Here is a 13,383-nt window from a genome sequence, read left to right on the forward strand (position 1 = left end):
TACCTCGCGCAGGCGCCTGCGCGGCCGGCCTGCCGATGCGCCGGTCGTGCGACATTATCTCTTGTCCAAGTACATTTCCCCCAAACGGCTGCTCCACGTTACGCGCAGCCACTGGGCCATCGAGAACCAGCTCCATTGGGTGCTCGACGTCCACTTCGCCGAAGACGGCAATCGCGCGCGAAAGGATCATGCGCCGGAGAACTTGGCCATTCTGCGTCGGCTCGCCCTCAATCTCCTGCGAACCCACCCCGATCGCAAATCCATCCGTCTCAAGATCAAACGTGCCGGCTGGGACGATGCTTTCCTCATGCAGCTCCTCAGCCATATGCGATAGCCCTGCGCTTGCGGGGGAGGGCTGGGGTGGGGGTCTCTCCGCGATTCACACTCTTCGTGTGGAGAGAGCCCTCACCCGGCGCTACGCGCCGACCTCCCCCGCAAGCGGGGGAGGTGGAACCAATCCGCAGCCAATCAACCTGAGATCACGCTCTATGGCTTGGCGGCCACCTCGGTGCGCAGCCATTTTCGTGGCGGCGGCTGGTAGGTCGCAAAACGGTTGAGCATCGCCTCCACCTTGGTTTCGATGATGAGCATCTCGGCGTAGGCTGTGATCGTGAAGCCTTCGGTGACCATCCTCTCCACCATCGCGATCAGCGGCGCGAAGTAATCCTTCACGTTCAGTAGGCCACACGGCTTTTGGTGGATCCCGAGCTGGGCCCAGGTCCATTCCTCGCAAAGTTCTTCGAGCGTCCCGGCGCCGCCCGGCAGCGCGATGAAACCGTCGGATAGCTCCGCCATCATCGTCTTGCGCTCATGCATGGTTTCGACGACGTGGAGCTGGCTCAAGCCCGGGTGCCCGATCTCGCGCTCGACCAGCGCGCGCGGAATGACGCCGACGACACGCCCGCCCGCTGCGAGCGCCGCGTCCGCCACCGCACCCATCAGCCCGACCTTCCCGCCGCCATAGACAATGGTGACGCCGGCCTTTGCCAGCGTCTGTCCGGTGGCGACCGCCGTCTCCAGATAGATCGGATCACGGCCCGGGCTGGAGCCGCAGAAGATACAAACGGATTTCAGTGCTTTGGCGTTTTGGTTCTGCATTGGATGTATGCGGACCTTTCGTGCTGCAAACGATTCGTCGGCGGGTCGAGGTTAGCATGAGGGGAGGCGGGGTCGCGGCGGCACGCTACAATGTGATGCATCGGCGGATTGGCGGTGTGAATGACCTGCTCATATACCTTTGAAATCAAAGGAAATTTCTTCGTGCGCGGGGGCGGTGCCGGATCGGGCTTCGCGGCGCTCCGGTATCGTTTGCCGTCCAGGGAAGGACTTCATCAACAGGCCTGTCATCAACCCTCGAGGCTGTCATCAATCTGTCTTGCCGCCTGCGCTTAGCTGCGGAACCAGCCCGGCATGCTATCATGGCTGCGGCCGAGAGGGAGTGAGGCGGTGAGCGAAATGGCGAGTGTCCCGGCATTGCCGGCAGATGCATCTGCGATTGCACGTATCAAGTCCGAAATCGATATTTCAGATCGTTCGCGCATCGTTACATTCGGCGAGCGTGCCCAGCGGTCGGTGGTTGAATTCGCCGACCGCATCCTGTCCCAGACGCAGAATCGCGAGCTCGGAACGACGGGCAAGCTGCTGTCGGACATCCTGGGAAAAGCGCGCGGGCTTGATCCCGCCGATCTCAAGGACAGCGGCTTCTTGACGCGCCTGTTCTCGTCGGCGGAGGCGCGGCTGCGGCGCTTTGCCGAGCAGTTCAGCGACGTCGCGTCGCAGATCGATCGCGTCTGCGTCGAGCTCGATCGCAACAAGGAGGTCCTGCGCCGCGACATCGCGCTGCTCGACGATCTCTATGACCAGACCAGGACCGCGCTCGGCCAGCTCGACGCGCATATCGCCGCCGGCAAGGCTTTCGCCGAGGACTTTCGCCGCGGCAAGCTGGTGGAGATGGAGCGGACCGCGACCGCGCAAGGCCAAAACAGCGACGCCCTGCTCGCGGCGCAGACCTATCAGGACGCACTCCAGGCGCTCGACCGGCTCGAGAAGCGCATCTTCTATCTGCAGCAGGCACGCCAGATCGGCATCCAGCAGCTGCCGCAGATCCGCATCGTGCAATCGGGCGACGAGACGCTGATCGAGAACCTGCAGGCCACGACCGAACTCACCATTCCCGTGTGGAAGCAGAAGATGATCCTGCTGCTCGGGCTGAACCGGCAGAAATCTGCGCTCGAACTGCAGAAGACCATCACGGATGCCACCAACGAGATGATGCGCCAGGCCTCCGAGATGATGAAGACCCAGGCGATCGAGATCGAGAAGCAATCGCAGCGGGGCATCGTCGACATCGCGACGCTGGAAAAGACCAATCGCGACCTGATCGACACCATCTCGGGCGTGCTCGCGGTGCAGGAACAGGGTCGGACCAAGCGCGCCGAGATCGAGCATCGCATGTCGCAGCTGACCGACGAGTTGAAATCCGCGGTGACCAAGGCCTCTGCATGAGCCTCGCGTTTTTCCCGCGCCGCTGGCTTGCGCTGCTTGCCGCGGCGCCGCTGATCGCTGTGCTGCTCTCCGGCTGTAGTGGCGGACCGGGACCGCAATTCACCATCCTGTCGGGCTCGGAGAATGACGTGCTCGAGCCGCTGGTGCAGGAATTCTGCAAGTCGCGCAATGCCGTCTGCACCATGCGCTACCAGGGCTCGCTTGACATCGCGCTGGCGCTCAAGGGCGACGATCCGCCGGCCGACGCGGTGTGGCCGGCGGCCTCGATCTGGATCGACATGTTCGACACCAAGCGGAGGGTGAAGTCGGTCAAGTCGATTGTGCAGATGCCGGTCATCCTCGGCGTGCGCCGCTCCAAGGCGCAGGAATTGAACTGGATCGGCGCCAAGGTGACGGCCAAGGACATTCTCGCCGCCGTCGAGGCCGGCCGATTGAAATTCCTGATGACCTCGGCGACGCAGTCGAACTCCGGCGCGGCTGCCTACCTCGCGATGCTTGCGGCCGGGATCGGCAAGCCCGATCTGATCGAAGCCGGCGATCTCGACAAGCCCGAAGTGCTGGCAACGGCGCGCGGCCTTCTGAAAGGCGTCGAGCGCAGCGCGGGTTCAAGCGGCTGGCTCGCCGATCTCTATCGCGACGGCGAGCGGAACGGTGCGCACTACCAGGCGATCTGGAACTACGAAGCTGTCATCAAGGAGACCAATGACAAATTGATCGCCGACGGCCACGAGCCGCTCTATGCGATCTATCCGGAAGATGGCGTGGCGGTCGCCGATTCTCCGCTCGGCTTCGTCGACCGCGGCCGTGGAAAGGACGTCGAAGCTTTCTTCGGCGACCTGCAGGCCTTCCTGCTCAAGGGCGAGGTTCAGGCGCGGATCGCCAAGACCGGACGGCGGGTGGAGGTCGGCCGCGCTGCGCCGCTTCCCGCCGACCCCAAGACCAATCTGGATCCGGCGCGCGCGCTTAACGTCATCCGCCCACCGGAGCCCGCGGTAATTCAGAAGGCGCTGTCGATCTACCAGGAGGCGCTGCGCCGTCCCTCGCTCACCGCGCTGTGCCTCGACGTCTCCGGCAGTATGCAGGGGGCCGGCGAAGCCCAATTGCTCGACGCGATGCGTTTCCTTTTGACGCCTGCCCGCACGCGGGAGCTGTTGGTGCAATGGACGAAGGCGGACGAGATCCTGTTGCTGCCGTTCAACGATCATGTGCTGTGGACCGCGCGCGCCACTGGCGGCGAGGCCGAGCAGGCCACGCTTCTCGCCCAGGCCTTGGAATTGCACGCTGGCGGCGGCACCGATTTCTACACCTGTAGCGAGCGGGCGCTCGTCGCCATGAAGCCGCTGCTCGACGGCGCCGAGCATTTGCCGGCCATCGTCATCATGACCGATGGCAAGAGCCAGGGCTATATGTCGACGTTCGAGGCCGCATGGCGCACGGATGGCCGGCGTGTGCCGGTGTTCGGGGTCACGTTCGGCGACCAGGTCGATCGCAGCCAGCTCGACAATCTCGCGAAGCTGACCGGCGGCAGGGTGTTCGACGGCACTAAGAGCCTGACAGACGCGTTCCGCGCCGTGCGGGGGTACAATTGATGGCGGCCGCGCCGTCCGGGCTTGGCTGGATTGCCGGTGGCGCGGCGGCGGCCATCCTGCTGCCTGGGCTCGCGATCGGCGTCGGCATGCCATTCTGGATCGCGCTCCTCGTCAGCGCGCTCGCCGGCGGAGGCATCGTCGCGTTGATGGCGCCGCGCAGGCGTTTTGCCGAGCTCGACGCCAGCGGCGCAGCGCGCGGCCGCATCGAATTCGCGCGCGAGCTCCTGACGGAAGCAGAGCCGCTGACCGAGCGCATGGAAGCTGCGGCGGCAGCGATCCGGACGAGGCCGGTGGCCGAGCGCGTCCGCCATCTGGTGAAGGTCGCCCGCGATATCTTCGCCGCGATCGAGCGCGACCCGCTGCGCATCGACCGCGTCAGGCGCTTCCTCACCTATTACTTGCCGCGCGCGGCCGAGATCGCCGACGCTTACGTTTCGCTGGAGCGTAGCACCGTGCCCGACACCGCGCGGCTTGCTGCCACCGGTGAATTGATCGATCGGCTCGATGGCGCGTTCACGCGCTACGCGGCCAATCTGCAGGACGCCGATCTCGACAGGCTGGACATCGAAATGAAGCTTTTGAAAAGCTCGCTCGACGAGGATATCGGACCGGCGGGGACCGACGTCCCGCCCGGGGAGAAGAAGGGAACAGCCTGATGGCCATGTCGCGTCGCGGGTTCGGGATCGGTCTGGTCGCCGCAAGCGCCGCGGCGACCGGCGGCTATCTCTATCTTCGCGAACATCCTGAAATCGCCGGCCGCTTCGGTGAAGCCAAGAAACTGTTCGGATTCGCCGGCGGCGAGAAGGAGGGCTTTCTCGCCAATGCGCGTGTGCGCGGCGTGCTCGAACGCCGCTTCGGGCTGATTCTCGACGGGCGCCGTGCCGGATCGGTGGAGATGGTGCGCGAGCCCGCATTGCTCGACCAGAAGCCGCAATTCCTGTGGCCGTCTTCCTCCGTGCTGGTCGAGGTGGCACGGAGCTCGGGCGTGAAGATTTCGCGCGACCAGGTAATCTTCAATTCGCCGATCGTGCTCTATTCATGGGACCGCATTGCCGACGGCCTGGTGAAGGGCGGTTTCGCCGAGCCGATGGGCGGCCCGCGCTACAAGGCGGACCTTTCAAAGCTGCTGAAGGCGATCATCGCCGGCGAGACCTGGGCGGCGATCGGCGTCGCCGATCTGTTCGGCCGCGCCCGCATCGTCTGTACCGATCCGAACAAGTCCAATTCGGGATTCATGTTCGCCGGCCTCGCCGCGAGCCTGCTCTCAGGCGACGTGGTGATGCCGGAAACGCTGAACCGAATCGACGGCGACGTCGCGACCGTGTTCCGCCGCATGGGCTTCAAGCCGCCGTCCTCGGGAAAGCTGTTCGACGATTATGTTGCCGGCGGCGCCGGCGCGCAGCCGCTGATCGTCGGCTATGAGAATCAATTGGTGGAGTGGGTGCTGCAGGATGCCGAGCGCTGGAAGCGGCTGGAGGCCAATGCGCCGGCCAAGCCGGTGATCCTCTATCCGCAGCCGACGGTGTTCTCCGCGCATCCGCTGATCAGCATTGAGCGCCAGGCCGACGACCTCATCGATGCGCTGATGAACGAAAGCCTGCAGGAGATGGCGTGGGAGGACCACGGTTTCCGCGGCCCGCTCGGCACCATCGGCAAGGCGCGCAATGCACTCTTGCAATCGCGCCTGATCGAGCGCATCGACGCGGTGCTGCCGATGCCGGATGCCCCGGTCATGCTGGCGCTGCTCAACCGGTTAGCGGCGTAGCGCGAGCGTGCACCACGCCGTTAGTCGCTCGATGATAAGATCAGCCTTGCCGAGCTGGCTAGAGCATTTTCGGTTCTGATTGAATCAGAACCGAAGCTCTAGATTGTTGTTTTGACGCGTTTTCTTCACGCGAACCGGTGTCCACTTCGCTCGAAAACGCTCTAGATCGGCGACCTCAATAATCGGACTTCGGTCCGCCGTGATACCGGCGCACGTTGGGCGCGATCGCGGGCCATGGCGGTGCTGGCTCGAAGGGGTAAGGGTAGTACGCTTGTGCAGCGTAAGATGCCGCGGACCACTGCGTGCGCGTATTCTGGCTGCCGGCAACTGCCGCGCCTGAAATTGCGATGAGCATGATGCCCGACGCAATCAGTGCGAGTTTGTTTGTCATGACTTCCTCCTTCCACTAGCTGACGAATTCAGTTCGCGGCAACCGCGAGCGACGCCGCGTGGTGGAACTTGGAAAGTCAGGGTTACGTGGGGATTTCAGGCGCCGGAAAATTCGGTTACATCTGCCATATGCCGCGCGCGCCCTGGTAATTGTCGGGCGTCACAGCTGCGGACCGGACAGCCTCATCTCTCGCTCAGCCCTGAACACATTGCCGTAAAGGTTTGCGATCCATTGGCGGCCGCTTGAGGTGACGTTCAAATATCGGATGGCGGTCGATATCTGCGGCGCGACGGTGTTCCAGTAGAACTGCGGATATTTGTAGACGACGTCGGCGGGCGTGTCGTAGCCGAGCTGCTTGTTCATCCCGGTCTCTTCGAACTCGTAGAACAGAGCATTGGCCTTCCTCAGATAGTTGGGGTCGCCGAGCTGGCCGATCAGGTCTGCTGCACGCAGCAGCAGGCCTTCCTCATTGTTCAGATCATCGTCCGACGATGAAGGCGCGTAGGGGAATCGTGTGTATTCGATCGCGCGCGCCATCCGGTTCGCGTCAACGTGCTCAGTAGTATCGAAACGCTCCAGCGCGAACAGCTTGGATCGGTCCACGTGATAGGGCGCGAGAGACGCGTCGGACGCGCCGCGCGGAAGCTGGATGGTCGAGCCGGTGACATCTGCGATATAGACGTCGTCCCCGTCTCCTTGAAGGACGCCGCGGACATAGCCGATGTCGTGGAATAGGCAGGCCAGGATGAAGTTTGAATAATCCTCGGCCGTCGTCGGTCGCGACAGGGCACGCCCCATCAGGATGTCATGACCGGTCAGGGTAACCAGCATCGAGTGTTCGATGTTGTGATAGAGCGCGTCGCTATTGCCGATGCATTCGAGGGCCAGTCGCGCCGCATAGGGCAGGAGCTCGTTGAGGTAGCCGTAAGACGAGCCAAACCGTCCGGTTGTCTCGGAGGCCAGGAAGGTGCCGAGCGCCTGCGCGGTGAGATGTGGAATCGTGAGCATCTTGCTGCTCGTTCAATCGCCGCCAATCGAAACATAGCACAGCCGTTTCGGGCCGTCTTTAGGCGGCATGTTGAAAATATACGGATTGGAATGTTAGGAACGCCCGAAATGGGCCTGTTGACCTGGATCAAGCGCAGCGTACTTGTCATTTCCCTAAGCTCGATCGGTCGCGCTTTGTCCCGGAGGAATAGGCTTGCAAAGGTTTTCCGGCCTTCTACTGGCCGTCTCGCTTTTCGTGTGCGCCGCACACGACGCGAAAGCCGTGCCGCTCACGCCGTTCCGCTATCAAGCCCAGGCCCAGCGGCATTGCCCCGATGATTCCGTGGTTTGGCTCGATTTCCGGCGCGCGCGCTATTATCTGAAAGGTCAGAAGCGCTACGGGCGGGGTCAGACCGGAAGCTTTGTGTGCAGGAGCGAAGCCCGCGCGAGCGGCTACCGCCGTTCGCTGCTCGGATTGAGGTAACGCTGCGGAGACACCAGTGGCAGGAAGATATCGTCCTCGATCTCGCGGATGGATGGACACTGCGGGCCGCTCCAACGTGGTCATGACCTCATGGCGGGCCAGGCCCGGATCATCGATAGTTGATCGGAACCTGACGACAGCCGGGCCCTGCCGCGGACGTCCTGCAAGGCAGCCGTAAAACCGGAGCTGCGTGGTTCCGCGCGTCGCGGACCAATTGGCCAACCGGAGTTGTCAGCGTCGGAACTGCTTTCGGAACAAGTGAAGCCGGTTATCTGCGGCATCCTCGGACGCAGAACTCCCGACGAGCTCGCCAAACTCCTCATATCCGTTCTTTTTGTAAAATCCGGGGGCCTGGAATGCGTAAGAAGTCAGCCAGACACCGATACATCCCTGCTCCCGCGCCGCGTTTTCGACAGCCGTAAGAAGGCGGGAACCGAGACCCTGGCGACGACCGGATTCGGCGACGTAGAGCAGTTCGATGAATAGCCATCCGTAGAGGATGCTTCCCCAAACGCCGCTGGACGCCTCGCCACTGTCGGAATCTCTTACGATGATGGCGATATTTCGATGGCCGCTCGGTCCACCGCGGACTGTGTTGTCGCGAATTAAGGACCGCAACAGGGCTGCGTGATCGCGAGAATCGGGTGACCAGTCGACGAACAGTTCAGGTTTCATGCTCTAACTCACATTATCGATGCTCGCGTCCGGCCGAAGACGTCTTTGTCGGCTCAAGAATGTCAAATTTCTATGAGACCCACTGAAGCGTTGCAAGGAAGGGGGCCTCATTCGTTTATCCGAGAAACATCTGGGTATGGCAGTTTCATTGGCGTCCGAGACTACAACGGGAGCGCTGTTCGACACCGAACCTGCATCCGCATCACAGCGCCGGACGTGGTTCATGGAGCTTGTCGCTCCGGGCATTCCACAACATCACCTGCCGTTCGCCCTCGAAGTTTTCGGAGAGGTTGACATTGCGGCACTCCAGCTCAGCCTGGATTTTCTTGTCGAGCGGCACGAGGCTCTGAGGACGCTATTCGTGGATGATGGCGGGACGCTGCGCCAAGTTATCGGCGGCCCTCGCCCTGCGGTCATGCTCGTCGATGCTCCGTCCGGCCCCACTCCTGACCTGAAGACGATCCTTCACGAGCAGGTTGCCGCCCCGTTTGACCTCAGCGAGGGTCCGCTGGTTCGTCTGGTTGTCGTCAGGCGCGCGCCGCGCGTGCATGTTCTGGTGTTCGTCTTGCACCATATCATTGCCGACAACCTCTCGCTCGGCCTGTTCGTGCGTGAGATGGCCGAGGCCTACACATCGTTTTGTGCTCGCAACCTTCCTGCACTTGCACCGCTACCCTGGCAATACGCCGACTTCGCAATTGCCGAAACACGTTGGCTGGCCACTCATACATTTCGCGTTCGCCTGCAGCGTTATGCGGAGAAACTCGGCCCGACACTAGCGCGGTTGGACTTTGGCGCCGACCGAGCCGTTCGTTCAGGACAGGTTGGCGCAAATGCCCTCCTGCCTGTCGACGCTGCAACACTAGGTCGCCTCAAGGAGGTCGCGCAACAGACGGGCGTCACTCTGTTCACGGTGCTGCTTGCCGCGCTCCAAACGGTGCTTGCCCCCTACGCGGACGGGCCGGACTTCGTCATCGCCGTGCCCATGGCCGGCCGCGGCAGCGATGGAGCGGAGGGCGTCATTGGTCCGTTTGCCAACGTTGTCGCCCTGAAGGCCAGCACTCGTGTCGCGCAGACCGTGGCCGAACTCGTGGTCGATGTCGGGCGCCAGCTTGTGGATACTCTCGAATATGAAAACGTGCCCTGGGATGCGCTGGTGCGTGCCACCAACCCGTCGCGCTCTGCCGATGCGGCCCCGCTCAGCCAGGTGATGTTTTCTTCGGTAGCAGTGCCCATACCGTTCCAGCGCTTTGGACGCGTGCCGTGCCGGCCAACGTGGCTGCCATCGCCCGCTCCAACGGCCGACCTCTTTGTGACCGCTTCCGAGACGCCGGACGGCCTGTTTTGGATCGGTTTTGACAGCCGGCCGGACAAGGTGCCGCTCCGTACCGTCTCCCGCCTATCGGACGCACTGCGAACCGTGCTCCTCCAGATTGCCCATGGAGACATCACGACGCTCGAGGCCTATCCGACGCGGATCGCAGACGATGCCAGTTTGTCTCGCGACCCCAACCCTGTCGCAGTTGGCGCCAAGCCAGCCCTCCGTCTCGTTCGCAACGCCTCGGAATCCCCAGAGCGTCGTGAAGCCCTGGAGAAACTCGTTGCCGAGCTATGGCAGCAGCTCCTTGGCACGCCGCCAAACCACATGCGCGAGGACTTCTTCGACGCCGGCGGCGATTCGCTGATGGCCGTGCGGCTGATGTCCGCGCTGTCGCGCCGCCTGGACCGAAAGCTGCCGGTGGCGCTGTTCTTTGAGGATCCCACGGTGGCCGGACTGGTGAGCGGCCTTTCGGAAAGCAGTTCTGACGGCGGATCGGACCATGCAGTCACCAAGATTGTCGAAGGGAGTGACGGGCGGCTGCTGTTCATCTGCAGCGCGCAGCGCAATAGCATCCAGCTGGCAAAGGCACTCGGGCCGGGGCCAACGGTGTACAAGCTGGACGTTTACAATCTTCAGGAGCAGCGGCTGCTTGCTGACCAGCCCATGATCGACAGCGTCGAAGCCATCGCCACCGAATTCCGATCCAGGATGAAGGCCATTCAACCAGAAGGCCCCTATCTGCTGGCAGGCGGTTGCGAGGGCGGCATCGTGGCTCTCGAAATAGCGCTCCAGTTGCAGCAGGCAGGTGAAACGATTGCCCTGCTTGGGCAGCTTGACACGCCCGTTCGTGGCTTCTTCGAGTCGAAGCCGGCCTTCTTGCGCCCCGTCCGAATTGTCAAACGACGGCTGGAAGTTTTTATCCGCCGAATGCTGACTTCGGATCCGCCCGCATATGAATGGCACCTGTGCATTTGGGGGGGAATCTGGCCTGGTGTGCGCGCGTACCATCCCGGGCGTCTGTTCGATGGTGATGTTCACGTCTTCAGGGCCGCCCGAACCCTTGGCATGGCCGATGTCGCCTCGGGCTGGGACCGTCGGGTCAGCGGCCGGGTCGTGATCTATGACGTGCCCGGTGGCCATCACGATTGGATGGAATATCCGCAGAGCGCTGCCATCGTCCGCGCCGCTTTGGACGAGATCGTGCCCCCTGTTTCGACAGTCTCGAGGAACCAGCGCATTGTCTGAACGTACCGTCACCGTCATCCGGAGCACAGTGCCGGCCTTAAGTCGTATACCCGGCGGGCTCCGTGAGCTTGTGGCCTATCGTGAGCTGCTTGGATACATGACGGTCAACCGCCTGCGGGTGCGTTATCAGAACAGTTGGCTCGGCTGGGCCTGGGCGGTGCTGCAGCCCCTCGCATTCCTGGCATTTCTGACTGTGGTCGGTTCCGCCATCGGTGGCCATTCGACCTCGGATGTCCCCTATCCGCTCTTCATTCTCGCCAGCCTCTCGCCATGGACATTCTTCGCAACCTCGCTGAATACAGCGGCTGCGGGTGTGCTGAGCAGCAGGTCACTTATCGCCAGGGTGTATTTCCCCCGCGAGATCGTGCCGCTTTCCTACGTCCTTGCCGCCCTTGCCGACCTTGCCATCGCGACCGCGCTGACGATGGTGGCTCTCGCCTGCAGCGGACATAGCATTCCACCGACTGTGGTCGAGCTGCTGCCCATCTGCCTGATCCTGATCATCTATGCGGCTGCCTTTTCATTGGCGCTCTCAATCGCGCAGATCGGATTTCGTGACATCGCGATCGGATTGCCTCTGCTACTGCAGGGAGTCCTGTTCACGACACCCGTGCTGTATCCCTTGAATGCCGTTCCCGCGCAGTGGCGGGCGGTCTATGAACTCAATCCTCTGGCGTTGCTGGTCGAGGCATTCCGAGGCGCGCTGATCGGCAAGCAAGTCATCAGCGCTGAACAGCTCGTTTACACTGCCGTCGTTGGACTGATTCTGTTCGGCATCGCATATTTCATATTCAAGACTGCCGAACCGGACATGGTCGACGAAATTTAGCCATGGCCGCTGTCGATATCGCCGTCCGCAACGTATCAAAGTCCTATCGCGTTCACCGCGACGGCGGACGCAACCTGTTCAGGTTCAGGCGGACAAAGCGCATTTGGGCCCTGAAAGACGTCAGCTTCGATGTTCAGCGCGGCGAAGCGCTGGGTGTCGTCGGAGCGAACGGTTCTGGCAAGACGACTTTGATCAAACTGCTCGCCCGCATCACTTCGCCCGACCGCGGGGACATCACCATCGCTGGCCGGCTCATGTCGCTCGTGGAAGTTGGAGCGGGCTTTCACCCTGAACTCAGTGGCCGCGACAATGTCTTCTTGAACGCGGCGATCTTTGGAGTTTCAGTCGCCGAGGTACAAAAGCGCTTCGACAGCATCGTGGAATTCTCAGGACTCGCCGACTTTATCGATGCCCCGGTCAAGACCTATTCATCAGGAATGTTCGTCAGGCTGGGCTTCGCGGTTGCCTCGCAGCTTGACGCCGATATCCTGCTGCTCGACGAAGTGTTGGCCGTTGGCGATCTGGCTTTCCAGGCCCGTTGCATGGATCGAATCGAAGAGATCCGGCGCTCGGGGCGCACAATCCTGCTCGTTTCGCACGATCTCGCGGCAGTAGAGCGGCTCTGCGACAGGGTCCTTCTGCTCACGTCAGGTGAAATGGCAGGCGAAGGCAGCCCGCGCGACATGATCGAAAAATATCAAGTCAGTGCGGCCAAGTGCCTCCCGAGTTCAAATCTGAATTTCGAGAACGGCGCCATCGTCCTGCACGGCGTCAGCTTCGTCGGTCGTGATGGCGCTCGCCCAAGGACAGGAGCCCCTCTGACCGTTCGCGTCAGCTATGAGGCCGAAGTATCGATCGAAGATGTCGTGTTCACCGTCAGCTTCATCTGGCCGAGCGGCTATATCTGCACCGAGCTGGTGTCGTCCTCCGCCACCCTCGCTGGAGGGCGGGGACATGTCGTTTTCGATTGTCCAATCCTCGCTATTCAGCGGGGACTGTATACAGTCGATCTCACAGTCACGACCGCCTCCGGACGTGTTCTGGCCAGGCGCATACGCGCCGCACCATTTCGTGTAGATCCGGGTCTTATCGTGCAAGGCGATTTCTACATGACGCACAGTGCCAAGCTGGAGCAGGACGAGAACTGAAGCGCTTCAGTTCATGCCCTGCTTGACGCTTCGTATCAGCGCATCCAGTTCTTCCGGCGGCAGTCTGGCAAGGCGATTTCGCAAGTCATTTAGTCGCCCGTGAAGAAGTCTGATTTCAGCTTGGGACGAGCTGAAATCGGAGGATGAGCCTGACCAGGATTTGGTGCAACAAAAGCTCCAGCCAGCGGATGAGACGGCGGAAGTTGTATCCGGCGGCGGCGAGGACGGCGTTGGCGGCGTCGCCCTTGCGGTACCAGAAGTAGTTGCGCCCCATGCGATGCTCGGATTTGAGATGGCCGATGACCGGCTCGACGGCCGAGCGCCGGCGCAGCTCGCGTTTGATCCTGGGCGTCACGCGCCGCTTCTGGCCTGAGATGAACACCCTGAACTTGTAATCGGGTGGCGCATTGTGACCTCGGTAGCCCTTGTCGGCGAGGATGCGCT

The 13,383-nt window shown here is 62.2% G+C and carries 13 protein-coding genes and 1 pseudogene; 9 read left to right on the forward strand and 5 right to left on the reverse strand.

The genetic code is table 11. The features are described from left to right. The coding region (locus K288_RS48220; protein WP_043162004.1) for an ISAs1 family transposase at positions 1-334 on the forward strand (334 nt) is incomplete at its 5' end. 152 nt (positions 335-486) lie between these two features. On the opposite strand, the gene K288_RS0139820 is transcribed toward K288_RS48220, so the two are convergent. Further along, on the reverse strand, positions 487-1,098 hold the full coding sequence (locus K288_RS0139820) for a TIGR00730 family Rossman fold protein (RefSeq protein WP_152535908.1): 612 nt from the start codon (positions 1,096-1,098) through the stop codon (positions 487-489). Positions 1,099-1,455: 357 nt separating this feature from the next. On the opposite strand from K288_RS0139820, the gene K288_RS0139825 reads away from it, so the two are divergent. Genes K288_RS0139825 through K288_RS0139840 form a run of 4 tightly spaced genes read left to right on the forward strand, consistent with a single transcriptional unit; the run spans position 1,456 to position 5,859 of the window. Then, positions 1,456-2,505 (forward strand): toxic anion resistance protein, encoded by a 1,050-nt coding sequence (locus K288_RS0139825; RefSeq protein ID WP_244443435.1) that lies wholly within the window; start codon positions 1,456-1,458, stop codon positions 2,503-2,505. After that, positions 2,502-4,094, forward strand: coding sequence for a substrate-binding domain-containing protein (locus tag K288_RS0139830; protein ID WP_027584442.1), 1,593 nt, complete (start codon positions 2,502-2,504; stop codon positions 4,092-4,094). Before K288_RS0139825 ends, K288_RS0139830 begins: the two co-directional genes overlap by 4 nt. Beyond that, positions 4,094-4,750 carry a 5-bromo-4-chloroindolyl phosphate hydrolysis family protein gene (locus K288_RS0139835; RefSeq protein ID WP_027584443.1) on the forward strand — a complete coding sequence of 219 codons (657 nt, stop codon included), beginning with the start codon at positions 4,094-4,096 and terminating at the stop codon, positions 4,748-4,750. The genes K288_RS0139830 and K288_RS0139835 overlap by 1 nt, the downstream gene beginning before the upstream one ends. Beyond that, entirely contained in the window at positions 4,750-5,859 is a 1,110-nt protein-coding gene (locus tag K288_RS0139840) for a hypothetical protein (RefSeq protein WP_027584444.1), read from the forward strand. The genes K288_RS0139835 and K288_RS0139840 overlap by 1 nt, the downstream gene beginning before the upstream one ends. A 175-nt stretch (positions 5,860-6,034) precedes the next feature. Here the strand turns inward: K288_RS0139840 and K288_RS0139845 are convergent, their stop codons facing one another. Then, on the reverse strand, positions 6,035-6,250 hold the full coding sequence (locus K288_RS0139845; protein WP_027584445.1) for a hypothetical protein: 216 nt from the start codon (positions 6,248-6,250) through the stop codon (positions 6,035-6,037). Positions 6,251-6,409: 159 nt separating this feature from the next. Further along, complete coding sequence (locus K288_RS0139850) at positions 6,410-7,258, reverse strand: HD domain-containing protein (RefSeq protein ID WP_027584446.1); 849 nt, start codon at positions 7,256-7,258, stop codon at positions 6,410-6,412. Positions 7,259-7,451: 193 nt separating this feature from the next. Here K288_RS0139850 and K288_RS0139855 point away from each other — a divergent pair, with 193 nt between their 5' ends. Further along, positions 7,452-7,721 (forward strand): hypothetical protein, encoded by a 270-nt coding sequence (locus tag K288_RS0139855; RefSeq protein WP_244443431.1) that lies wholly within the window; start codon positions 7,452-7,454, stop codon positions 7,719-7,721. Between the two features lie 231 nt (positions 7,722-7,952). Here the strand turns inward: K288_RS0139855 and K288_RS48225 are convergent, their stop codons facing one another. Beyond that, positions 7,953-8,396, reverse strand: coding sequence for a GNAT family N-acetyltransferase (locus K288_RS48225; protein WP_064737401.1), 444 nt, complete (start codon positions 8,394-8,396; stop codon positions 7,953-7,955). A gap of 136 nt (positions 8,397-8,532) precedes the next feature. Between K288_RS48225 and K288_RS0139865 the strand changes: the two genes are divergently transcribed. Genes K288_RS0139865 through K288_RS0139875 form a run of 3 tightly spaced genes read left to right on the forward strand, consistent with a single transcriptional unit; the run spans position 8,533 to position 12,939 of the window. After that, positions 8,533-10,962, forward strand: coding sequence for a condensation domain-containing protein (locus K288_RS0139865; protein WP_084800070.1), 2,430 nt, complete (start codon positions 8,533-8,535; stop codon positions 10,960-10,962). Next, a complete protein-coding gene (locus K288_RS0139870) occupies positions 10,955-11,791 on the forward strand; it encodes an ABC transporter permease (RefSeq protein ID WP_244443433.1) in 837 nt (278 codons plus the stop codon). Before K288_RS0139865 ends, K288_RS0139870 begins: the two co-directional genes overlap by 8 nt. A 2-nt stretch (positions 11,792-11,793) precedes the next feature. After that, a complete protein-coding gene (locus K288_RS0139875; protein WP_027584450.1) occupies positions 11,794-12,939 on the forward strand; it encodes an ABC transporter ATP-binding protein in 1,146 nt (381 codons plus the stop codon). A 115-nt stretch (positions 12,940-13,054) separates the two neighbouring features. Here the strand turns inward: K288_RS0139875 and K288_RS0139880 are convergent. Further along, positions 13,055-13,383 (reverse strand): annotated as a pseudogene (locus K288_RS0139880) (IS5/IS1182 family transposase); the annotation flags it as partial.

The organism is Bradyrhizobium sp. Ai1a-2 (assembly GCF_000426245.1).
In the GTDB taxonomy this organism is placed as follows: Bacteria; Pseudomonadota; Alphaproteobacteria; order Rhizobiales; family Xanthobacteraceae; genus Bradyrhizobium.

What these genes read in the sequence shown, in the direction of transcription:
- K288_RS0139850 (WP_027584446.1), bottom strand. Translation starts at nt 7,258, where the DNA reads ATGCTCACGATTCCACATCTCACCGCGCAGGCGCTCGGCACCTTCCTG.
- K288_RS0139875 (WP_027584450.1), top strand. Translation starts at nt 11,794, where the DNA reads ATGGCCGCTGTCGATATCGCCGTCCGCAACGTATCAAAGTCCTATCGC.
- K288_RS0139825 (WP_244443435.1), top strand. Translation starts at nt 1,456, where the DNA reads ATGGCGAGTGTCCCGGCATTGCCGGCAGATGCATCTGCGATTGCACGT.
- K288_RS0139830 (WP_027584442.1), top strand. Translation starts at nt 2,502, where the DNA reads ATGAGCCTCGCGTTTTTCCCGCGCCGCTGGCTTGCGCTGCTTGCCGCG.
- K288_RS0139865 (WP_084800070.1), top strand. Translation starts at nt 8,533, where the DNA reads ATGGCAGTTTCATTGGCGTCCGAGACTACAACGGGAGCGCTGTTCGAC.
- K288_RS48225 (WP_064737401.1), bottom strand. Translation starts at nt 8,396, where the DNA reads ATGAAACCTGAACTGTTCGTCGACTGGTCACCCGATTCTCGCGATCAC.
- K288_RS0139845 (WP_027584445.1), bottom strand. Translation starts at nt 6,250, where the DNA reads ATGACAAACAAACTCGCACTGATTGCGTCGGGCATCATGCTCATCGCA.
- K288_RS0139835 (WP_027584443.1), top strand. Translation starts at nt 4,094, where the DNA reads ATGGCGGCCGCGCCGTCCGGGCTTGGCTGGATTGCCGGTGGCGCGGCG.
- K288_RS0139820 (WP_152535908.1), bottom strand. Translation starts at nt 1,098, where the DNA reads ATGCAGAACCAAAACGCCAAAGCACTGAAATCCGTTTGTATCTTCTGC.
- K288_RS0139840 (WP_027584444.1), top strand. Translation starts at nt 4,750, where the DNA reads ATGGCCATGTCGCGTCGCGGGTTCGGGATCGGTCTGGTCGCCGCAAGC.